Below are 22,205 nucleotides of genomic sequence, written 5' to 3' on the forward strand. Positions count from 1 at the left end.
ACTTATGAGCTAGATGGTTTTTTATTTTGGTTGGGCAGCTAGAAATTATAAATTTTCGCCTTCAATCGAAACATTTTGGCGATCCGTTACAAATTTCTTGCCATTCCACTGTAATACATTCTGTACATAACCTAAGCCGTCTGCATGATATCTACCGGATATTTTTTGAAACGCTAGAAGTTCATATGTTCCATCACGATCAAAGTCAATTGGATAAAGTCCTCCTAACGGATCAACCCATCCCTCAATGGGGGCTTTTAATGTACCATCTAGATTATAAATTTCGGATAAGTATTCCTTTCCCTTATAGCGTATATCCAAGAGATATCGCTTTTTAGGTGATGAGCTAGTTACGCGTACTTTATAAAAATTCTCATAATCCACGGAGTATTTTGATTGTTGCTGATAAGTATCACCATTGAAAATTAAGGTCATTCTTCTATTTATATAAGAAAAAATATCGGTATATATGGTGCCGCCACTTCCGCCTGTATCAATAGTAACGAATATGTCTTTAATGTGATTACCTGTGAAATCCCCAAGGAAAATGGTTGGATCATATCCACTGTTTTCTTTAAGAGGTATTTTTTCATAAGTATTTTTTGAATGGTAGAATATTATAAGATTAATATTCTGCCAATAGGGACTATCCTTTTGTTTTGTACCCGTAAGATAAATTGTATCGATGTTACCATCTCCAGTAACATCGCCATAACTTTTTGTAATGACAATTTGAGCGGAGTCTACAGGAAGTCGTTCAAAGCCGTTAGGAGTCCATTGTAAATAATCTAGATATGAGGGTAAATGTTTTGTTTTCCATTCAATGACTAGCGCCTTTTTTGCACTATGATCAAGTTTAATAGCATGTAGTCCAGCTATGGTGTGCTCGTCTATTTTAAGATGAATAAGGGGGTACAATTGAAAGTTTATTTGTTTAAGTAACAGAAGAAAGGTATCACCTTGATAGATGTATGCACTGACTAGTTCTTCTACAGAATCACCATCTACATCGACGTGTTGAATAAGAGCTCCTTTTTGTGGTAATTCTAAAATCGAAGCCGTTGGAGGTAAAAAATAACGAATCATTTGCAAGTCACTAAAAATAACAGACACCACCTTTTTTATATAAATTTATGCTAACAAGGAATTTATATGAAAGAAGTCGAAAAAGTACATCGGTATTAAGAAGCGGATTTATATTTTTAGGAGGATATACAATGATCCAACAATTAGGACAAGTTATGATTTATGTAGATAATCAGGAAGCAGCAAAGACGTTTTGGACAGAAAAAGTAGGTTGTATAGTTCGTTCAGAAGAGACGAATGGACAGTTTCATATGATTGAGATTGCACCAACAAAGGATGCAGAAACAAGTTTTGTTTTACAGAATAAGCAACTTGTTGCAAAAATGGAGCCATATCTAAACGTAGGACCACCTTCATTAATGTTTTTTACAGATAATGTTGAAAACTTATATGAAGAATTTAAAGCAAAAGAAATTACAGTAGGAGATTTAGTAGAAATACCTAGTGGGAAAATATTTAACTTTGCTGATCCTGAAAATAATTATTTTGCAGTAATAGAGAGAAAATAAAGGAGGATATAACTAATTTAATAGGAGGAGAATAATCAATGACAGTAAATGCGTATTTAATTTTTAATGGGAATTGTCGTGATGTGCTCGAGTTTTATAGTAAAGCGTTTCAAACTGAAAAGCCGCAAATTATGACCTTTGGTGATGCAGCCAATGATTCAAACTCTAAATTACCACAGAAAGCAAAAGATTTAGTGATGCATGCTAATATTAAGGTTTGTGGAAGTGATATTATGTTCTCTGATACATTCCCTGGGAATCCATACACAGTTGGAAATAACGTCACATTAGCAGTAGTCAGTGATGATGAAGGATATATTCGCTCAGCATTCAGAGCATTACAAGATGGTGGAGAAGTAATAATGGAATTACAAAAGACATTTTGGAGTCCATGCTATGGAAGCGTAAAAGATCAGTTTGGCGTGCATTGGCAGTTTAATTTAGATGATGGAACAGTCTTTCAACCAGAGTGAACAAGTTATATTAAAAGTAAATAGCTCTGTGGTAGTTTATGAAATCACCACAGAGCTTGTTTTATTATTTTGTTTTGAATCGTTGAACAACATCTTGCAAATCTTCAGACATGTTTAGTAATTGTGTAGCAGCAGCTTCCATTGCTTCCATTGAAGATAGTGTTTCTTCTGTAGAAGCAGATACTTCTTCAGAAGCAGCAGCATTATCTTTGGCATGGTCGTTTAACTTATTAGCAGTCGCCGCCATTTCTTGAATGGATGCAGATATTTGTTGGGAAGTTGCAGATACATTCTCAATCTTTGGTGTTATATCACGCATGCTTGAAATAATGGCTTTAAATTTTGCAGCTGTATTTTGCGAAATGGTAATACCTTCTTGTACATTTTCCAATGTTAGGACCATCGTTTTCACAGCTTCTCCAGAATCCTGTTGTACCGCAGTTATTAGTGCGGCAATTTTCGCAGCTGATTCTTGGGAGTTTTCAGCAAGTTTCCTTACTTCATCCGCTACAACAGCAAAACCCTTACCGTGTTCCCCTGCACGTGCAGCTTCAATTGATGCATTGAGTGCGAGTAAATTTGTCTGATCCGCAATATCACCAATGATATCTAAAATTGCACCAATTTCCTTTGTACGATCATATAAAGATTTAATTTTAGCATCGGATGTTGTAACAAATTGATGAATGGAGTCCATTTGAGATACATTATGTTTGATGGATTGTTCACCATCTTCTGCTTGTTTTGTTGCGTGTACAGATAGAGAAGATACTTCAGAAACTGCATCCGTTATAACTGTCATACCATCTGCAATTTCCTCTACAGATGTGGCATTCTGTTCAATATTATTTGTTTGTTGTTCCGTATTTAGGGTTACTTGTTGCATGGCAGAAGCAATTTGCTGTGCTGCCGCGATGTTTTGGCTAGCGCTTGCCGATAACTCCTCAGATGAAGAGCGAACAAGTGTTGCACTACTATTTACCTTTTGAATTAAGGAAGATAGATTGTCTTTCATGGTGTTAAACGATTGGGCAAGTTCACCAATTTCATCATTTGAATGAATAGCAATTTCCTCTGTTAAGTCGCCTTCTCCCATTCTGTGTGCACTTTCTTTTAATTTATCGATTGGTTTTATAATTGAACGAACGATGAATAGTATTAAAATACACCCAATAACAATGAAAATGATTTCAACAATTAGTTCAATATCTAATGTCGCGGCAGCATCTTTTGTGGCTTCCGATTTAAATGTTGTTCCAATTATCTTCCAACCAGTTTCGTTATTCGTCAGATAAAGTATTTTTTGATCGTTGTAATCTGTTTGACCATATGATTTGGATAAAACTTGTTTCATGTATGATTCTTTTGCTGTATTTCCACTCTTAATATGAGGATTTGAAATATAGTTTCCACTATTATCAACTAATGAAACAAAACCTAATTTTCCAATTTTAACCCTGTTGGCAATTTCCTGTAATTTATCGATGGCAATATCAACGCCAACGACTCCGGATCCGTCCGCTAGTTTCTTTGAAATTGTAATGACTAAATTACCGCTTGTAGAGGAAGTATAAGGCTCAGTTATTACAACATCGTTACTTTGAAGTGCTTCTTTATACCATGGACGTTCGCGTGGATCATAATCCTTTGGATACTCAAAATATGGCATACGAATCATCTTTCCTTTTGCAGTTCCCACATAAGCCATTGCAGCTTCTGGATGTTCGTTGACATATTGATCTAAAATATTTCGGAGATTTGAATCCTTTGAAGCATCTAATAATGATAACGTAACTTTTTTAGACAAATACCCCACATCATGAGTTTTAGGTTGGATTGTATCTGTAATCGTTGAATTTAGTAGATTAATGGTTGATTTTGCACTATTAATTTGTTCCAATTCAATTTGTTTTTTGGTGCTTTCATATGAAATTGCTCCAAGAATAATAGAAGGAATCACTAAAATTAATAAGAATGCACTGAATAATTTTGTACGGAGATTCAATTTTAGAATTTTTTTCAATTAAAGCTACCTCGCTACATGGTTGTTTTGTTATCTCACTTCTCTGTCCTTTGAATCATCAACATACTACGGTGGTTAGTATGAAGATATATAATATATAGTAGTATGTGATGATTCAAACAATTGAGATGGATGAGTCAATTTTACCACATTTAGATAAAAATAATTATAAATAATCCAAAATTGTGAAAAAAAGATAGAAATATATCAATATTAGTAAAACAAATTAGAATATTCAAATAATATAAAAAGCTACACCGGCAATTGTAATAATTGACGATGTAGCTCGAATTAGTAAGAAATGGTGTTTCCCTAGTACACTTTATCTCCATTGAAAATAGAGTTTTTTACGACAACATAATCTACATTACGAATCGCATCAAGTTTTGTACCGCCAGCATATGAAATAGAGGATTGAAGGTCTTGTTCCATTTCAATTAGTGTATCCTTCAAATTTCCTTTATGTTCAACGTGCATTTTTTTGCCTTCGACATTTTTCTTTTCACCTTTTTGGAATTCAGATGCAGAGCCGAAATATTCTTTATATAATTTACCATCAATTTCAATTGTTTTCCCTGGTGATTCTTCATGTCCTGCAAATAGTGAGCCGATCATCACCATTGTAGCACCAAATCGAACTGATTTAGCAATATCACCATTTGTACGAATACCACCATCAGCAATAATTGGTTTTGTTGCGGCTTTTGAACACCAACGAAGTGCAGCTAATTGCCAGCCACCTGTACCAAAGCCAGTTTTAATTTTAGTAATACATACTTTACCAGGTCCAATTCCAACTTTTGTTGCGTCTGCACCTGCATTTTCAAGTTCTCGTACAGCTTCTGGTGTACCAACGTTACCTGCAATGACAAAAGTTGTAGGTATTAATCTTTTAATATGATGAATCATGTTAATTACAGCATTTGAATGACCGTGAGCAATATCAATTGTAATATAATCTGGTGTTAAATTTGCTTTAGCTAAATCTTCGATAAAAGTGTACTCTTCAGGTTTTACCCCAACACTAATCGAAGCAATTAAGCCACGTGCTTGCATATCTTTTACAAAATCTGCACGTTTTTCAGGATTGAAGCGGTGCATAATATAGAAGTAACCATTTTCAGCTAATTGAATTGCGATATTTTCATCTATAATTGTTTGCATATTTGCAGGGACAACTGGGAGTCTGAATTTGTGACCACCAAGCATTACACTTGTATCACACTCAGAGCGACTATTAACAATACATTTTGCGGGAATTAATTGAATATCTTCGTAATCAAATACATTATCCATGAAACACACTCCTAAAAACGAATATTATTTTTTTAATCGATAAAAATGTTCGTCCTTTGGTAATTTACATTATTTTCGTCCCAATGTCAAAATATTTTCTTAGTTTTATAAATTTAAGCAAAAATAAAGACAAAAAAGCTAATAAAATAGAAATATGCTGTGGAATGAACGACCCTCTTTAAACGGAGAAGATGCATTTATATTCCAAACAATTTAAGACGAACTAACATATTTATGTTAAAATCAGGTTTTAAGGACAGAAAAAATCAACAGTTAATTTATTTCCTACTTTTACATAAAAAATAATAATTTTCGATATATATTTAATGAGAATAATGAGAGGAAGCAAGTAATGAAAAATTGGGAATTTGTATTACGGGATTATATCATTGGGCGACCAGTTATTTCGATTGATTATGATGAGGATGATTCTACTGTAGGTGAAATTATAGATGCTCATAGAGATTTAGTATATGGCCATATTGAGTTATCGGATGATGGAAAACTTACTTCATTTATGGTGGATCTAGATGAGATTCTGGCACATAATGATGTTTCACTAGATGAATATGAGGAATTAACTCCAGATGAAATCATCGGTTGTGCAGAAGATTTTACAAAGGATTTTTGTCGTGATCACTTGTATTTTAATATGATGACGGAATGGAATGGGGAATCTTATCTAGTTGTTTTTGAGGCAAAAGATGTGGCACTTAATCTATTCTTGCCTAATTCAGGCGCTACCATTGAAATTAATAAACAAGGGTTTATTCTTTCAGCAACATTATTCCAATCGTATTATCAATTATCATATCCTGATATTGAAATTTCAGCGGAGGATGCAAAAGAAATTTTATGCCAGTATCCTTTAGTGGAGCTTGGAATTTATGAAGACAATGGTGAGATGAAGCTTGTTTATTATCCAAAACGTGAGTATGCTGCAGTTCATGTAGATGGTCATATTGTAACTGCAGGGGACTTTTTTGAAGACGAGTATGTAAAGGCTCAAACATTTAACAAAGTAACGGTTACTGAAACGATTGAAAGTCTTTTAGGTGTTACAGATGATATGTTGAGGGTAGAGAATTCAAATGGGCAATATTGGTATCAAGCAGAAGACGAAGAAAATATTGAACTTGCTGAACCAATTATAAAAATTGAACATTCAGATGAGATGCAAAAGGACTATGAGTCATCGGTTAGTTGGGAAGAATTAGACGAAGAATTGCCAGTAACCGTTTTAGAAGAAAAAGCGAAAATGTTCTTAGAAGCAACAATAGGGAATATTCATCAAAAATATTTACTTGAAGATCAGTTAGAAGATGATGATTTTGATATCCTTAGAGAGGAAGATTTATCAGAAGAGGAACGTCAATACTTTGAACAATTAGAGATGATGGAAGAAGACGAAGAAGATTTTGTAGAAGATGATGATCTCGATTTTGAGCCTTTTACAACTTTTACATTTATACGCCATCATAAAGGAATTCGCATTGAAGAATATGCCATACATGTAAACGTGGGTATTTATACGGGTATTATCCGGGATTGTACAGTCATATTACCAAATGAGGATAAATTAGTTTCAATGGATATAAATCCTGTATTGTCTCTAGAACAGGTCGATGCCATATATAAAGAGCAATTACATATGAAACTTGCTCGAACTTCTAGTTATGATGATGAAGATGAGGAAGTAACAGTGTATGGATTAGATTATGTTATGAATTTCCCGCAAAGAGGGGAAATAGAAAGAATTGATGCAACAACAGGTGAAGTTCACTATATTGATGCAGATATTCTAAAAGAGGGAGATTAATAGAGGCCTCAACAGATAGTTTCAGTTAGTTAAAATGAATAACGGAATTTACAAAAGAAGTTTGAACGAATCGTATTTATGGATCAAGGTGTTATTGTTGAAGATGGTGCATCTGATGAGGTATCCAATAATCCTAAACACGAACGTTCCAAGGCTTTCTTGCAACGAGCTTATATAATTTGAGCTATAGCTGTCGTCTCTCTTTGAGAAGGCAGTTTTTTTGATGAACAAAATTAGAAATAGAACCAATAAAAAGATGTAGCACTATCTCATATAATGTCACATAATCTGCTTTAAATATGTGAGGAGATATTACATAAAAATCAGAAAATTTAGAGATATACATGGTATACTATCTAATAGAAGGATGTTATACATAAGGGGCTGAGTATATGATTGACACAAAAGATGAGAATCTCAATGTATCAACATTGATGAATGAATTAAAATATGAAAATCGAGTCATGCAACAAGTTATGCATAAGCTTCAAACGATATCTATGCAATCAAAAATACTAGCTTTAAACTCCGGCATTGAAGCGGCTCGTGCAGGAGAGGCAGGTCGTGGTTTTTCTGTAGTAGCAAAGGAAATCAATAAATTTGCGGCAGCTAGTATGGAGGCTAGTAAAGAAAGTGAAGGGATTATTCATTCTATTCAGCAAAAAGCAAATGACATTATTGCTGTTCGTACAGTAGATATTGCTTTTGACACCATTGATAAAATTGACCGAAACTTATTTGAAAGAAATTGTGATGTACAAGCATGGGCTACTTTTGATGCAGTAAGGAATGTAATAATAAATCCAACATCTGAAACGAAAAAACTTGCGCAAGCATTATTGAAGAATATCTATGAAATTTATGAAGTATATTTTGAATTGTTAGTTGTGGATTTGGAAGGGAATATTGTAGTCACTGCCAAAAATCAACATGAAGTAGGCAAGAGTATGGCTGATCGTGAATGGTTTAAAGAGACTATAGCCAATAATGATGTATATGTAACGGATATGTATTACTCTGAAGTTGCTCAAGGGTATACGATGAGCTACTCTAGTCCAATTCGAGATGATCAGGGCAATGTCATAGGGGTCTTCTCTACTCGATTTAATTGGGATTTTATATACGACATTATTGATAATGTTAAAATTGATGAGCAATCACAACTATTCGTCATCAATAAAGAAGGCATCGTTATAGCATCAAAGAATAGAGAAAATATTTTGACTAAAAAACTAACTGATATGAAAGCTGTAAACCGTGTATTAAGTGGTCAGAAAACTCGAGGGTATGAAATTGAGAATAACCAAATTTGCGCTTATTGCCTAACGCAAGGATACAATGCTTACAAAGGAAAAGGATGGTCAGTTATTGTAATCGAGCCAATTGGCTAATAGGAGATGTAACGAGACATTGCACTTTCTAATAATCCTTTAAAGCAGTAGAAAAAGCATCCCCACTTTTCCTTCGGGGATGCCTGATGATAAAATCAGTATTTTTTCAATTCAAATGAATTAATTTCATAAATAGATGTCTATCTTTCATACAAGAACAGAGTACTCTTGTATGGTTTTAGTTTTACTCCATATTAATCAACGGATTGTTTATATTAGTCAATTTTAGCCATTTCAATGACTAAAATATGTGCGGTATCTTCAGCATTAATGTGAATGTTCTCTTCTATGATTTCTAAGCCATCACGTGTTTCAAGTGCTACATCATTAATCATGGCTTTGCCTTCAATTTGCACAAGATATGCTTGACGACCTGTAGCCACTGGGAAGTCGATTTCCTTACCGGGTTCAAGTGTAATAGCGTATAAATTGGCATCTTGGTTAATTTGAATAGGAGCAGTCCCATTCTTATCTGAAACCATATGAAGCCATTTGTTTTTGCGATCCTCCATTTCAAAAAGGAACTCACCATAATGAGGTGTATGGCCATGTCGATCAGGTAAAATCCAAATTTGTAACATACGAAGTTCTTCGTCGCCCATATTATGTTCACTATGGAAAACGCCAGTGCCAGCACTCATGTATTGCACTTGACCACGAGTAATCGTATGCTTGTTCCCCATACTATCTTGGTGAGTAAGAGCACCGTTTACGACGTAAGAAATAATTTCCATATCTCGGTGAGGATGTAGGTCAAATCCTGTATGTGGTGCAATTAAATCATCGTTGATAACACGTAAAGCGCCAAATTGTATATTATTTGGATTATAATATTCTGCAAATGAGAAATGAAATGTACTGTTCAACCAACCTAGATGGCTAGTTCCCATTTGTTTATGATCAACTTTTCTAAGCATAAAAATCATCCCTTCAATTTAATTCGAAAATATCTTTAATTCGAGATAATTGTAAAACGAACTTTTGGTTAAGTCAACTTCTAACGATGGTATACATATTAAAGGATGGCTAATAAGCTTTTCTCTAAGCTTATAGCCATCCATGCTTGGGCTATTTTTTAAACAATAAATAAATAAAGTAGGGTGCGCCGATTAAGGATACAATAATTCCTGCTGGTAAAGAGATATTACTTAGTAAGCTACGTCCAATTGTATCTGCGACTAACAGAAGCAAACCACCAATCAAAATAGCAATGGGAATAAACAATTGGTTTCGTGGCCCTACTAATTTCTTTGCGATATGTGGAGATAAAAGGCCGATAAAGGCAATCCCACCTGTAACGGATACAGCGGAAGCAGCTAATGCTACAGCAATAATCAATAGGATTATTCGCTCTTTTTGTACTGAAATTCCAACGCCAATCGAAACTGGCTCATTTAGATTTAAGATATTCAACCGATGTGCTTTATACAATGTAAACGGAATCAAAACAACAAGCCAAGGAAGAAGCGCCCATACAAACGGCCAGTCGGTACCCCAGATATTCCCTGCTAGCCATGTTGAGATGAAATCCACCTTTCTATTATCAGAAGACGAGATTAAAACAATCATTAAACCTGATAATGCCATTTGGAATCCGACACCCACTAATATCATTCTTACAGGTTTAATCCCTTCTTTTCTACTATATGAAAAAATGTAGATTAGAATAGTAGCAAAGATAGCACCTAGAAAGGCAACTATAGGTAATGTATAAACAAATGATCCTGCTTCAATTGGAAAATACAAAAAGAAGATAGAAATCGCAACGCCCGCCCCAGAATTAATACCGATAATACCAGGATCCGCTAGATCATTACGTGTAATGCTTTGTAAGATTGAACCAGAAAGGGCAAGGGCCATACCAGCAAGTAATGTAATGATGATACGAGGTAAACGAATGGAAAATAGCACAAATTCATCTTTAAACGTTCCATAGCCCATTATTGTGGGGAAAATCTGATCGAAAGATACAGCAGATGCCCCCATTCCAAGACTAGCTGTAACAGCTACGAGGATAAGAACCATTAATATTAACAAAGTGATACGTTGTTTACGAATTACAGATGTTGCAATCACGAGAATGATTTTCCTCCTTTTCGAACGATGATAAGGAAGAATGGCAATCCTAAAATCGCAATAATTGCTGCAAGTGGTGTTTCATAAGGGGCATTAATGGTACGCCCCACAGTATCTGCTAGAAGCATTAAGCATGCACCGAAAATAGCAGTCATCGGGATGACATGACGATAATCTGTCCCGACAAAAGCACGAACCATATGGGGGACCATTAATCCTATAAATGCTAAGTTTCCTACAAGTGCAACGGATGTTCCTACTAGTACAATAATGACCATAAAGAGAAGAAACTTGATCAATAGTATATGTTGGCCTAAGCTTACTGCAACCTCCTCGCTCAAACTTAAAACGGTAAGTTGTCGAGATAATATAATGGCTATGAATATACCGACTAAGATGGTCGGTATCACAATTTGTAGTTGATCAAAGGAAGTTCCGACTAAACCTCCAGATGTCCACATCGATACATCTTTCGAAACTTTAAACAATAAACCAATACCATCTGCAATAGCATATAAAAACATAGAAACAGCAGTACCTGCAAGGACTAGACGAAGTGGTGAAAATCCACCTCTCTGTAACATACTTATACCGAACACCAGCAATGCACCACAAGCTGCTCCGATAAAGCATGAGGTCATAATTCCAAAATAACTTAGGGAAGGGAGTATAGCCATTGCAGAAGCTAATGCACAATTTGCCCCGGCTGTTAAACCAAGTAACCCGGGGTCTGCTAACGGATTTCGAGTCATTCCTTGCATAATAGCGCCAGCGACGGATAGAGCGGCACCAATGAAAATGGCGCCAATTTCCCTAGGTAATCGAATTTCATGAATCATTGTGATGGTTTCACTTATTTTTTCTTGTGATACGATGGCAAGCCATGCTTCTTTTAGTGTGGTATTGGCTGCCCCGCATACCATTGCTATTGCAAAAAAGATTACTAATAAACTAAGGCCAACAATCAACTGAATGAGAAATGGAGTTGTACGTTGTTTTTGTTGTTTCATCATATCATCGTTTCCTTCAATAGTATTACTTTCCAAGGAAATGCTTTTTAAAGAATGCTAATTGATAATCTAAGGTAATGGGATCATTAAAGTAGAATGCTTTTGCATTTGCTTCATAAACATGTCCATTTTTGACTGCTGGAATATTTTTGTATGTTTTGGATTTCATAAATGAAGTATCTCCATCAGAGTTTTTGCTTAAAATTAAGTAATCTCCTGCATAGTTGCCCATTACTTCTTGAGAAAGTGCATAGTAACCATCTTTTTTGGTCATGTTTTCAACTTTTTCAGGCATTTTTAGTTGCATAGCTTGGTAAAGTACTTCTGTTCCACGCCCCCAATGATCTCCAAATACATATAAATCTTTACCAAAGTTTTCAATAACAGAAACAGTTGTGTCTTTACCTATTTTGTCTTTTATTTCAGCACCAGTGGTTGCAGCACGTTGTTTAAAATCATCAACCCAAGCGCTTGCTTCTTTTTCTTTGTTTAATAATTTTCCGATTTCGATATGTTGAGTTAAATAGTCAACTTTCGCATATGTAAATGTGACAGTTGGAGCAATTTTGTTTAGTTTATCAACATTTTTAAGGGTTGAAAGACCAATGATTAAGTCTGGTTTTAGTTCAATAATTTTTTCTAAATCATCTTCAGTAACGACTTTTGCATCTTTTAATTTGTCTTTAAAATTTGGATTAGCTTTTGACCAAGCATCAACACCTACAATAGGAACGCCCAGCTGCATAACATTTCCTACGAATGATGATAAGACTACAACACGTTTAGGATGCGCGGGTACTTTAATGTCACCATTTTCTGATTTAAACGTAATAGTTGTTGGCTCTTTTGTATCTGATTTTGATGAACCATTATCTGTTTTACTTGATGTATTACTACAAGCACTCATCATTAAAACGAATATTAATAAGATTGGAAAAAGATATTTTTTCATTATTCTACTCCTTTAATAATGTCGTATGTGACACACATTGGTTTTTTTGTTCGCGGGTCTCTACCGATATAAGCATCGATATTGAAGACTGTTTTTAATACTTCAGGTTGGATGACTTCCTCACAATCACCAGCTTTAATGATTTTGCCATCTTTGAGAGCAATTAAATAATCTGCAAATCTTGCAGCTTGGTTTAAGTCATGTAGAACCATGATAATTGTGCGATGTTGCTCTTTATTTAACTTTTGAAGTAATGTGAGAACTTCTAATTGATGAGCCATATCCAAGTATGTAGTAGGTTCATCTAGGAAAATAATTTCTGTTTCCTGAGCAAGTGCCATTGCTATCCATACTCGCTGACGTTGGCCACCTGAAAGCGCATCGACGGAACGAAATTTAAAATCAGATGTTCCGGTTACTTCTAATGCCCAATCAATTACTTCGAGATCATGCCTTTTTAATTTCCCAATACCCTTTTGATAAGGGAAACGTCCATAAGATACCAATTCTCCAACAGTCAATCCACTGACGCTTTCAGGTGTTTGGGGAAGAATAGCTATTTTCTGAGCAAGTAACTTTGTTTTTTGTTTAGCAATATTCTCACCATCTAAAATGATTGAGCCAGATTGTTGAGTGATGATTCGAGTCATTGTTTTCAGTAAAGTAGATTTTCCACAACCATTTGAACCGATGATGGTTGTAATTTTTTTATCAGGAATATGAATATTTAAATTCTGCAAAATCAACTTTTCACCATAGCCAACACTCAAGTCTTTAGTTTGTAGGCGTTCCATTTTCTACCCTCCATTTACAAACATTCGCGTAAATTAAGATAAAATGATAATGATAATCAATATCATTTGACACAATCATAATTCTAATTGATAATGATTGTCAATAAGATTTGCAGAATAAAAGCGATTATTTATCCAATATGGGAGTGTTCAATATGAACTATGAGGAAATATTTGAAGTTACGATTATTGGTGGAGGGCCAGCTGGTTTATACTCTGCTTTTTATAGTGGATTAAGGGGTATGAAAACGAAAATAATTGAATATCAAGCACAATTAGGTGGCAAACTTCATGTCTATCCAGAAAAAATGATTTGGGATGTGGGGGGACATAGACCATTGTCTAGCGTTCAACTTACCGAACAATTAGTAGAACAAGGATTAACATTCAATCCAACAGTAATAGTAGGAGAGAAAGTTGAGACAATTAGTCAGAATGGGGATCATCTATTTACATTAAAAACTTCAAGCGGTAAGGAACATTATTCAAAAACTGTAATAGTTGCAGTAGGGAGCGGTATTTTAAATCCTCAAAAATTAGAGGTTGAAGGTGCAGAGCGTTATGAGGTATCAAATCTTAATTATACAATCAAATCGTTGCGGCGTTTTAAAGATAAAGTTGTTCTCATCTCAGGTGGGGGTAATTCTGCTGTTGACTGGGCAATTGAACTGCAACAAGTAGCTAAAAAGGTATATGTGAGTTATCATAAGGGAAAATTATCTGCACATGAGTCACAAGTTGAACAGTTATTAAAAAGTGATGCAACAGTATTTCGTAATACATCTATTACCAAACTAATCGCAGATAGTGTAAACAGTTCGCTAATTAAAACAGTAGAACTAACAGATAAACAAACAGGTGAATCTATTCATGTCGATGTTGATGAAGTTATTATTAATCATGGTTTTGAACAGGATTCATCATTACTAAAAAATAGTTCTGTAAATTTACAATTAGTCGATGGGTTTATAAAAGGAAATGCATTAGGGGAAACTTCTATCTCAGGACTGTTCGCTGCTGGAGATATTATTAGCTATGAGGGTAAAGTAAATCTAATTACGGGAGCGTTTCAAGACGCTGTAAATGCTGCGAATAAGGCGAAAGTTTATATTCAACCAGATGCCGTAGCTACTGGTATGGTATCTTCTCATAACGAAGTATTTAAAGAACGCAATCGTAAAATTGTGAAAGATATGATGAAGTAAGTATGGTATCTTGAAAATCCAGGATCAATGCGATTAAATAACCTCTACACTTAAAAGGTGTAGAGGTTATTTATCTTTGTAAGGGTTATCTTTCTCGTTTAATAAATATTTTTCTTTATGAAGATGGAAATGTTAAAATAGGCTTATGTGAATTTTTATGTCTTTTTAGTTAGGTGATTTCTCATGAATCCAATGTCATCAAAATGGTTAAAATCTGAAACAATTTGGGTGTTGCTGATTGCGATATTTACAGCAATTAGTAGTGAAATTAAACTCATACCATTTAATGGAGAGCATTTTCGATTTGGTTTAGGTAGTATAACCTTCCTATTATTAATTTTAATTCGTTTACCTAAATCTGTGATTCAAACGGGTATTATTACAGGATTAACCGTCGTTTTATTTCGAATATTTTCAAATATAACTTTTTATAATGGTGCTTTTTGGGATAGTGTTATAGAAAATTATCCTGCATTTTTATATTACTTTGTTTATGTTTGCTTATTTAAACTATTAAAAGTACAGCAACTAATTGAACAACCATTTAAATTAGGTATACTAGCAATGTTTATGGAGATTATTGCAAATAGTGCTGAACATATTGTTCGATATTTAATGAACCCAAATACTACTTTGGTTTTTTATGATTGGTTTTTAATTGTGATGGTAGCGTTATTAAGAAGTTTCTTTGTAGTAGGAATTTATAGCTCTATTATTATGTCTGAACAACGCAAACGATTAGATGAACAACTTACACTAGGATCAGATTTGTATGTTGAAACATTATATTTGCAAAAAATGATGAATCATATCGAACAAATAATGGCCGATAGTTATGACTTATATCGCAATCTTAAAAAACAACAATTACAGGATCAAGGTGTAAGGGCATTGCATATTTCCCAGGAAATTCATGAAGTAAAAAAAGATGCACAACGGATTTTCGCTGGCTTGTCGAATATTACCATGCCTAAGACAGAAGAAGTTTATTATTTAGCGAATATTGTAGAATTCGTTGTAACAGCAAATAGTAAATACAGCGAAATGTTAAATAAGAGGATTGAATTTAAAGTAGAAAATAATGTGGATTTTGAGTTAACGCAGCAAATTCCTTTACTTGCAATACTTAATAACATTACAGCAAATGCAATTGAAGCTATAGTAGATTCTGGGCGTATTTTATTTCAAGTATCTGATCAACAAGGAACTATTCTCTTTAAGATACAAGATACAGGAACAGGAATAGCTGAAGAGGATTTAGATATAATTTTCGAACCAGGTTTCACAACTAAATATAACAAACAAGGGGTAGCAGCGACTGGAATCGGCTTATCCCATGTACAAGAAATTGTTCAAATGCTGGACGGTAAAATCCACGTAGATCGACCAACTGTAGGGACGATTTTCTGTATTGAGATTCCTCGCAAAAATATACAAAAAGGGGTTGAGTAACTTTGCGTTATTTTATCGTTGATGACGATGCAGCAAGCCGTCGAATGCTAAAACAAATTATTGTAGAAGGGGATATGGGCGTAATAATTGGGGAAGCTGATAGTGGGATGAACGCATTGGAGCCTATTTTATCAAGTGATCCAGATTTTGTGCTCATTGACCTTTTAATGCCAAGATTAGATGGAATCGAAACAATGGAACAACTTCGTAAACAAGGTTTCAAAGGTCATTTTATCATGATTTCGCAAGTAGAAAACAAAGAGATGGTTGGTGAGGCTTACGAAAAAGATGTAGAATTTTTTATACACAAGCCCATTAATCGCATTGAAGTGCAAAGTATTCTCAGAAAAACTTCAGAACGGTTTCTTTTAAAAAGATCTCTACTGACTATTAGAAAATCAATTTTGAACTTTGAAGAAGAAGCGAAAGAAGAATCTCATCGTACAATGAAAGACGTTGTTTCTTCCATATTAAATGATATGGGGATTGTAGGTGAGGTAGGGAGTGATGATATTGTTTCCATTATTGACTATTTATCCTCAAGAGAAGAAAGCACGATGCAGATTCCACCATTAAAAGATATTTATGAAGAGCTTGCGAGTAAAACAAAATTTAGTAGTGTAGAAATTATTAAAGAAAGTAAAGCGATTGAACAAAGGATTCGTCGTACTATTTCCGTTGCGATGAATAATTTAGCTACCCTTGGAGTAGTAGACTATACAAATCCGGAATTTGAATACTATGCACCTCGTTATTTTGAGTTTGCAGAAATACGAGCATTGATGAAAACTATTCAAGAGAATGAAGTTGTACCTAAAAAGATGAAAATTAATGTGAAGAAGTTTTTACAAGTGCTATATGTAGAAGCAACTGAAAAATTCAAACATCCGTCAAAATAAGTAATATATTGTAAAAAGCGATCTCAATTTAGCATAAAACCTATCTATTTTATAGAAAATTTATATAAAAAAATATTTTTTTTGAATTTTTATTTCTTTGGAATTGTCGGATGGTGTCGGATTTTATAAGTCACTCTTATAATAAAGTTATGATTATTAGTCTTATTTAGAACAACCACATTTTGAAGGGGTGACTTGTTATGAAAAAACGTAAACTTGGATTAGCTTGGCAAATTTTGATTGGGCTAATTCTTGGTGTTATAGTAGGTGCAGTTTTTTACGGAAATGAAAACGTAACCAAATATCTTCAACCTGTTGGAACAATCTTTATGAACATGATCAAGATGATTGTTGTTCCAATTATTATTTCAACATTAATTTTAGGTGTAGCTGGTCAAGGGGACTTTAAAAAACTTGGTAAACTAGGTATTAAAACCATCGTTTACTTTGAATTGATTACGACATTTGCCATTATTATTGGTATTGCAGCAGCAGATATCTTCCATCCTGGTGTAGGCGTAAATATGGCACACCTAACTAAAGGTGATATTTCTACTTACGTTGAAACAAGTAAAACGGTAAAAGAAGGCGGCGGTTTTGCCGAAACAATTATTAATATTGTGCCAACAAACGTTGTTCAAGCAATGGTAAATGGTAATATGCTTGCGATTATCTTCTTCTCTGTATTATTTGGACTAGGTGTTGCAGCAATTGGTGAAAAAGGTAAACCAGTTCTAGCATTCTTCTCTGGTATGGCGGATGCTATGTTCTGGGTAACAAATACAATTATGAAATTTGCTCCTTATGGAGTATTTGCATTAATCGCAGTTACGGTTTCAACATTTGGGATTCAATCATTAATTCCTCTAGGTAAATTAGCTATTCTTGTTTATGTATCAATGATTTTATTCGTTGTAATTGTACTGGGTTTAGTGGCGAAATTATTCGGCCTAAATATTTTCCATATAATTCGCATTTTAAAAGATGAATTATTACTTGCTTATTCAACTTCAAGTTCTGAATCGGTATTGCCACGTATTATGATGAAAATGGAAAAAGCAGGTGTACCGAAAGATATCGTATCATTCGTTATTCCAACTGGCTATTCATTTAACCTAGATGGTTCAACTTTATACCAATCTATTGCAGCGTTATTTATCGCTCAAATGTACGGTATCGATTTAACATTAGGTCAACAAATTACATTAGTGCTTACATTAATGGTAACTTCTAAAGGTATTGCTGGTGTTCCTGGGGTATCATTTGTAGTATTACTTTCAACTTTAACTGCAGTGAACATTCCAGTAGAAGGTCTTGCATTTATTTTAGGTATTGACCGTATCTTAGATATGGCTCGTACTGCTGTCAATGTTACTGGTAACTCATTAGCTTCACTTGTTATGGCTAAATGGGAAGGTCGACTTGATAAAAATAAATACGACAATTATTTTGGTAACGAAGATAGCAATAAATTAGCTTAATCATTTAAATAGAGGCTCTACTAACATGTAGTTCATGTTAGTAGAGCTTTTTTTATTTTTGTTATACAACTAAATTAGACATCAAGCTGACTTATTGAGATGATAATATATAAGATAAAATGTAGAAATTACTGGGGGTCAAGTAGTGGACAAAGTATTAATTGTGGAAGATGAATTTGCCATAAGTCAAGTGTTAAAGGCATATTTACAAAAAGTACACCTTCTAACTGAACAAGCATATACAGGCACTGAAGCGATTGAAAAATTTCGTACTTGTGCCCCTAATATTGTTTTGTTAGATGTGATGTTACCTGAAAAAAATGGATGGCAAATTTTAAAAGAGATTCGCAAAGAAAGTAGTTGCCCTGTTATTATGCTAACTGCATTGGGTGATGTCAATTATAGATTGGAAGGTTTAAATGAAGGAGCGGATGATTACATAGCAAAACCATTTGTAGCAGAAGAGGTAGTTGCACGTGTGAAAGCTGTTTTAAGAAGAACACAAGGTGGCACAGGACCAAAACGTCAGTTCGGCAGCTTGGAAATTAATCTTCAATCACATCAAGTCAAGGTAGCAGGACACGAAGTAGAGTTAACGCCTCGAGATTTATCTGTCTTAATGTTTCTTGCGGAACATCCTAATCATACCTTTACAAGAGATCAATTGATCGAGCAAGTTTGGGGATGGGAATATGATGGAAGTGATCGTGCAGTGGATTTAGCTATTAAACGGTTACGTAAAGTGCTACAAGATTGGCCTGAAACAGAAGGAGAAATCAAAACGTTACGTGGATTGGGGTATCAACTAAGTGTCAAATCATGATAAAGAAAAGCGGATCTCTTTAACGCAGTATTGGACGAGCCGTTATTTACTTACATTATGTATAGGACTTACAATTGTTGCGTTTCTATCTGCAATATGGATTCGACATACGACTTTGCAAAATCGTTTGGATATGTTGGAATTTATGGGGGAAGAAATTTCGAATCGCTTAGAAGAAAATACGATAAATAATCCTTCAATAAGACCAATAAAAGGACCAAATGAAGATAAGGAAAATCCAGGTGTATTTAGAGATCGTGAGCGTTTTATGGATATGGGCATTAACCCAACCATATATATTGTTGATACCGAAGGCAATATTCTTTCTATGAATCACCCTAAAGAACCATTAAATGAACAAACAATACCCAAAACGGTGATGGCATCAAAAAGTGATATTGTTAAATTCAAATATGACAATTCTGCGCAATTATATTATGCCATAAAAAAGAAGATTGAGATTGATAACAAAACGGTTGGCTATATTGTTATTAGTGAAACGAAAGAAAACTTGACACATCTAAACCAAGAATATAGTCAATTAGCAATTATGATTGGTTGCTTGGCTTTACTTGGTGTAGGAGCAATTTACTTTTTATCTCGTCGTTTGGCTAAACCAATCAAGGATGTAGCTTATGCAGCAAAACAAGTTCAAGAAGGAAACTATAATATTGAATTGCCAGACAATACTAAAGAAGAGGAAGTTTATGAACTTGTTCATTCCTTTAAAGAGATGGCTACAAGGCTTCAACAGTTAGAAGCAATGAGAACTGAATTATTAGCAGGTGTGACACATGAATTAAAAACACCAGTTACTTCTATTAGTGGTTTGTTACAAGCGATTCAAGACGAGGTTGTTGAAGGGAACACGCAAAAAGAATTTATCCAAATGGCAGTAAATGAAACGACAAAATTAAAAACGATGGTAGGCGATTTACTCGCATTTAATTCGTTCTCTGTAAATGCAATCCCTGTAAAATTTGAAACATTTGAAATCAATCAAATCCTAGAAGAAACACTAATGCAATGGGAACTAACACAAGATACGGAAGATGTTGAATTGACGTTCGTTAAATTACCAGAGCCTAGAGAGGTTGAGATTGATTTCATTCGTTTTCAACAAATTTTTACAAATCTCTTTACCAACGCAAAACAAGCGATGAATGGATTTGGGAAAATCTCTGTCACACTAAGTGAAACAGCAGAGGATCTATTCATTCGAGTTGCTGACACAGGAAAAGGAATACCAGATGAAGAACAAACTCTAATCTTCGAACGCTTCTATCGAGGAGAAAATAAGAAATATGCAGTACGTGGTTTGGGGCTTGGTTTACCATTAAGTAAAATGATGGCGCAATCAATACATGGTGATTTACGTCTTGTTCATAGTACAAAAAACAGTACAGTCTTCGAATTACGTATTCCAAAACAATGATAATATGAAAATACCTAATAAGTTATTACTAAACTTATTAGGTATTTTTACTTTTTTCTAAAGTTTTCCTCATGACATGTAACTGACACAATCAAACTGTATAGTAAGTCTTGTAAAGAAGATCAAACCCCATATCACATAAAAGGAAGGAAGATATAGATGAACAAGATAAATAAGTTCAAACAGAAAGGATTCGGCAAGATCATTTTAGCAATTGGAATTCCCCTCATATGTGTGGTAGCAGTAATAGCTTTCTATGTAGTAGATAAAGGTAATAGCTACGTCGCGAAAATCGGTGATGTGAAAATCTCACAAGAAGATTTAAATAAAACTTTAAATAAGCAATATGGTACAACGGTTCTTGACACCTTAATATCAGATAAAGTGATAGAGTTAGAAGCTAAAAAACAGAACGTAACGGTTTCTAAAAAGGCAATCCAATCTCAGCTTGATACATTAGCTTCACAATATGGCAGTGAAGAAGCTCTTGAATCAGCACTTTCCTCCAATAACATGACAGTAAGCGATGCGAAAAATAGTATTAAAACCTATTTGCTAACAAAAAAATTAATTGAACCCTCTCTGAAAATTACCGATGCAGAATTAAAATCGTATTTTAAAGAAAACAAGGATACCTATAATCAAGCAGCTCAAGTTAAAGCAAGCCATATCCTAGTGAACAATAAGAAAACAGCTAAAACAGTCTTAGCCAAATTAAACAATGGAGAGGATTGGAATAAATTAGCTAAGGAATATTCGCAAGATTCAAGCAATGCAACAGATGGAGGAAATTTGGGATACTTTACGAAATCTGATATGGATGAAAACTTTGCAAATGCAGCTTTTTCATTAAAAGTTGGCGAAATCAGTGGCATTGTTAAATCATCTTATGGCTATCACATTATTAAAGTTACCGGGAAAAAGTCGGCACAAGAAGCTATGTATGCAGATGTTAAGGATCAAGTGAAAGAAGCCGTTGTAGAACAGAAGATGAACGAAAACTATAGTACATGGTTATCATCACTCTATAAAAAATACAAAATTGAAAACAAATTAAGTGATACCAATAGTAGCTCTACATCAAAATCTTCTAAAACTAGTACAAGTAAAAGTTAACAACTTTCTGGTTCATTCAAAGTTAGTTCAGAAAAATAACCAATCTCCAAGCCCACAACAGGATGAGCAAATGGGACCTGGTGGTGGCGAATTTGACCAAAATAATTCAGTACAAAATATAGGACAAAAGGATCCATCAAAACAAGCAACTTATGAAAACACTAAATCGTCTAGTATTATGAATTTAATTGCTGTTTGCATATTAATCATAACGATTATTTTAGTTTTCTGGTTTAAACGAAGAGGATATAAAAGAAATATAGTATAGGGTAAAGCACTGCCCGTATCTGTTTGACGATACGGGCAGTGAAAACCCACCCAATTTTACACTTACACATGGCAAAAGGCTATTTTCGATCGACTAG

At 34.3% G+C, this 22,205-nt stretch carries 20 protein-coding genes; 12 read left to right on the forward strand and 8 right to left on the reverse strand.

Going from position 1 to position 22,205, the window contains the following annotated elements:
• Positions 1-45: 45 nt before the first annotated feature.
• Complete coding sequence (locus CEF14_RS14400; protein WP_245890175.1) at positions 46-1,086, reverse strand: hypothetical protein; 1,041 nt, start codon at positions 1,084-1,086, stop codon at positions 46-48.
• A 131-nt stretch (positions 1,087-1,217) separates the two neighbouring features.
• On the opposite strand from CEF14_RS14400, the gene CEF14_RS14405 reads away from it, so the two are divergent.
• Both CEF14_RS14405 and CEF14_RS14410 read left to right on the forward strand, forming a co-directional pair.
• Positions 1,218-1,595, forward strand: a complete 378-nt coding sequence (locus CEF14_RS14405) for a VOC family protein (protein ID WP_102693475.1) — start codon at positions 1,218-1,220, stop codon at positions 1,593-1,595.
• Between the two features lie 38 nt (positions 1,596-1,633).
• Positions 1,634-2,068, forward strand: a complete 435-nt coding sequence (locus tag CEF14_RS14410; RefSeq protein WP_102693476.1) for a VOC family protein — start codon at positions 1,634-1,636, stop codon at positions 2,066-2,068.
• A gap of 64 nt (positions 2,069-2,132) precedes the next feature.
• Here the strand turns inward: CEF14_RS14410 and CEF14_RS14415 are convergent, their stop codons facing one another.
• Together CEF14_RS14415 and guaC are read right to left on the reverse strand one after the other, a co-directional pair.
• The gene (locus CEF14_RS14415) at positions 2,133-4,091 is read right to left on the reverse strand and encodes a methyl-accepting chemotaxis protein (protein WP_245890177.1); all 1,959 of its coding nucleotides are present in this window, start codon (positions 4,089-4,091) and stop codon (positions 2,133-2,135) included.
• A gap of 312 nt (positions 4,092-4,403) precedes the next feature.
• Positions 4,404-5,387, reverse strand: a complete 984-nt coding sequence (gene guaC / locus CEF14_RS14420; protein ID WP_102693477.1) for a GMP reductase — start codon at positions 5,385-5,387, stop codon at positions 4,404-4,406.
• Between the two features lie 352 nt (positions 5,388-5,739).
• Between guaC and CEF14_RS14425 the strand changes: the two genes are divergently transcribed.
• Positions 5,740-7,206: a hypothetical protein gene (locus CEF14_RS14425; protein WP_102693478.1), complete on the forward strand. Its 1,467-nt coding sequence runs from the start codon at positions 5,740-5,742 to the stop codon at positions 7,204-7,206.
• Between the two features lie 392 nt (positions 7,207-7,598).
• The gene (locus CEF14_RS14435) at positions 7,599-8,597 is read left to right on the forward strand and encodes a methyl-accepting chemotaxis protein (RefSeq protein ID WP_102693479.1); all 999 of its coding nucleotides are present in this window, start codon (positions 7,599-7,601) and stop codon (positions 8,595-8,597) included.
• A 215-nt stretch (positions 8,598-8,812) separates the two neighbouring features.
• Here the strand turns inward: CEF14_RS14435 and CEF14_RS14440 are convergent, their stop codons facing one another.
• The 5 genes from CEF14_RS14440 to CEF14_RS14460 all read right to left on the reverse strand — a co-directional run bounded on the left by CEF14_RS14440 (position 8,813) and on the right by CEF14_RS14460 (position 13,429).
• Positions 8,813-9,514, reverse strand: a complete 702-nt coding sequence (locus CEF14_RS14440; RefSeq protein ID WP_102693480.1) for a pirin family protein — start codon at positions 9,512-9,514, stop codon at positions 8,813-8,815.
• Between the two features lie 151 nt (positions 9,515-9,665).
• On the reverse strand, positions 9,666-10,673 hold the full coding sequence (locus tag CEF14_RS14445; RefSeq protein WP_102693481.1) for a FecCD family ABC transporter permease: 1,008 nt from the start codon (positions 10,671-10,673) through the stop codon (positions 9,666-9,668).
• Positions 10,670-11,683 (reverse strand): FecCD family ABC transporter permease, encoded by a 1,014-nt coding sequence (locus CEF14_RS14450; RefSeq protein WP_102694418.1) that lies wholly within the window; start codon positions 11,681-11,683, stop codon positions 10,670-10,672. Before CEF14_RS14450 ends, CEF14_RS14445 begins: the two co-directional genes overlap by 4 nt.
• 25 nt (positions 11,684-11,708) lie before the next feature.
• Entirely contained in the window at positions 11,709-12,635 is a 927-nt protein-coding gene (locus CEF14_RS14455) for an iron-hydroxamate ABC transporter substrate-binding protein (protein WP_102693482.1), read from the reverse strand.
• Complete coding sequence (locus CEF14_RS14460) at positions 12,635-13,429, reverse strand: ABC transporter ATP-binding protein (protein ID WP_102693483.1); 795 nt, start codon at positions 13,427-13,429, stop codon at positions 12,635-12,637. The genes CEF14_RS14455 and CEF14_RS14460 overlap by 1 nt, the downstream gene beginning before the upstream one ends.
• Positions 13,430-13,584: 155 nt before the next feature.
• Between CEF14_RS14460 and CEF14_RS14465 the strand changes: the two genes are divergently transcribed.
• The 8 genes from CEF14_RS14465 to CEF14_RS14500 all read left to right on the forward strand — a co-directional run bounded on the left by CEF14_RS14465 (position 13,585) and on the right by CEF14_RS14500 (position 22,108).
• Positions 13,585-14,634, forward strand: coding sequence for an NAD(P)/FAD-dependent oxidoreductase (locus CEF14_RS14465; RefSeq protein WP_102693484.1), 1,050 nt, complete (start codon positions 13,585-13,587; stop codon positions 14,632-14,634).
• A gap of 183 nt (positions 14,635-14,817) precedes the next feature.
• On the forward strand, positions 14,818-16,086 hold the full coding sequence (locus CEF14_RS14470) for a sensor histidine kinase (RefSeq protein WP_102693485.1): 1,269 nt from the start codon (positions 14,818-14,820) through the stop codon (positions 16,084-16,086).
• Between the two features lie 2 nt (positions 16,087-16,088).
• Positions 16,089-16,985, forward strand: a complete 897-nt coding sequence (locus CEF14_RS14475; RefSeq protein ID WP_102693486.1) for a response regulator — start codon at positions 16,089-16,091, stop codon at positions 16,983-16,985.
• Between the two features lie 200 nt (positions 16,986-17,185).
• Complete coding sequence (locus CEF14_RS14480; protein ID WP_102693487.1) at positions 17,186-18,466, forward strand: cation:dicarboxylate symporter family transporter; 1,281 nt, start codon at positions 17,186-17,188, stop codon at positions 18,464-18,466.
• A gap of 145 nt (positions 18,467-18,611) precedes the next feature.
• Positions 18,612-19,289 carry a response regulator transcription factor gene (locus tag CEF14_RS14485; protein WP_102693488.1) on the forward strand — a complete coding sequence of 226 codons (678 nt, stop codon included), beginning with the start codon at positions 18,612-18,614 and terminating at the stop codon, positions 19,287-19,289.
• The gene (locus CEF14_RS14490) at positions 19,276-20,724 is read left to right on the forward strand and encodes a sensor histidine kinase (protein WP_102693489.1); all 1,449 of its coding nucleotides are present in this window, start codon (positions 19,276-19,278) and stop codon (positions 20,722-20,724) included. The genes CEF14_RS14485 and CEF14_RS14490 overlap by 14 nt, the downstream gene beginning before the upstream one ends.
• Positions 20,725-20,883: 159 nt before the next feature.
• On the forward strand, positions 20,884-21,840 hold the full coding sequence (locus CEF14_RS14495; protein WP_102693490.1) for a peptidylprolyl isomerase: 957 nt from the start codon (positions 20,884-20,886) through the stop codon (positions 21,838-21,840).
• A 70-nt stretch (positions 21,841-21,910) separates the two neighbouring features.
• Positions 21,911-22,108 (forward strand): hypothetical protein, encoded by a 198-nt coding sequence (locus CEF14_RS14500; protein ID WP_102693491.1) that lies wholly within the window; start codon positions 21,911-21,913, stop codon positions 22,106-22,108.
• Positions 22,109-22,205 lie beyond the last annotated feature (97 nt).

This window comes from Rummeliibacillus pycnus (assembly GCF_002884495.1).
GTDB lineage: Bacteria > Bacillota > Bacilli > Bacillales_A > Planococcaceae > Rummeliibacillus > Rummeliibacillus pycnus.

What these genes read in the sequence shown, in the direction of transcription:
- CEF14_RS14400 (WP_245890175.1), bottom strand. Translation starts at nt 1,086, where the DNA reads ATGATTCGTTATTTTTTACCTCCAACGGCTTCGATTTTAGAATTACCA.
- CEF14_RS14405 (WP_102693475.1), top strand. Translation starts at nt 1,218, where the DNA reads ATGATCCAACAATTAGGACAAGTTATGATTTATGTAGATAATCAGGAA.
- CEF14_RS14410 (WP_102693476.1), top strand. Translation starts at nt 1,634, where the DNA reads ATGACAGTAAATGCGTATTTAATTTTTAATGGGAATTGTCGTGATGTG.
- guaC (WP_102693477.1), bottom strand. Translation starts at nt 5,387, where the DNA reads ATGGATAATGTATTTGATTACGAAGATATTCAATTAATTCCCGCAAAA.
- CEF14_RS14425 (WP_102693478.1), top strand. Translation starts at nt 5,740, where the DNA reads ATGAAAAATTGGGAATTTGTATTACGGGATTATATCATTGGGCGACCA.
- CEF14_RS14435 (WP_102693479.1), top strand. Translation starts at nt 7,599, where the DNA reads ATGATTGACACAAAAGATGAGAATCTCAATGTATCAACATTGATGAAT.
- CEF14_RS14440 (WP_102693480.1), bottom strand. Translation starts at nt 9,514, where the DNA reads ATGCTTAGAAAAGTTGATCATAAACAAATGGGAACTAGCCATCTAGGT.
- CEF14_RS14450 (WP_102694418.1), bottom strand. Translation starts at nt 11,683, where the DNA reads ATGAAACAACAAAAACAACGTACAACTCCATTTCTCATTCAGTTGATT.
- CEF14_RS14455 (WP_102693482.1), bottom strand. Translation starts at nt 12,635, where the DNA reads ATGAAAAAATATCTTTTTCCAATCTTATTAATATTCGTTTTAATGATG.
- CEF14_RS14460 (WP_102693483.1), bottom strand. Translation starts at nt 13,429, where the DNA reads ATGGAACGCCTACAAACTAAAGACTTGAGTGTTGGCTATGGTGAAAAG.
- CEF14_RS14465 (WP_102693484.1), top strand. Translation starts at nt 13,585, where the DNA reads ATGAACTATGAGGAAATATTTGAAGTTACGATTATTGGTGGAGGGCCA.
- CEF14_RS14470 (WP_102693485.1), top strand. Translation starts at nt 14,818, where the DNA reads ATGAATCCAATGTCATCAAAATGGTTAAAATCTGAAACAATTTGGGTG.
- CEF14_RS14480 (WP_102693487.1), top strand. Translation starts at nt 17,186, where the DNA reads ATGAAAAAACGTAAACTTGGATTAGCTTGGCAAATTTTGATTGGGCTA.
- CEF14_RS14495 (WP_102693490.1), top strand. Translation starts at nt 20,884, where the DNA reads ATGAACAAGATAAATAAGTTCAAACAGAAAGGATTCGGCAAGATCATT.
- CEF14_RS14500 (WP_102693491.1), top strand. Translation starts at nt 21,911, where the DNA reads ATGGGACCTGGTGGTGGCGAATTTGACCAAAATAATTCAGTACAAAAT.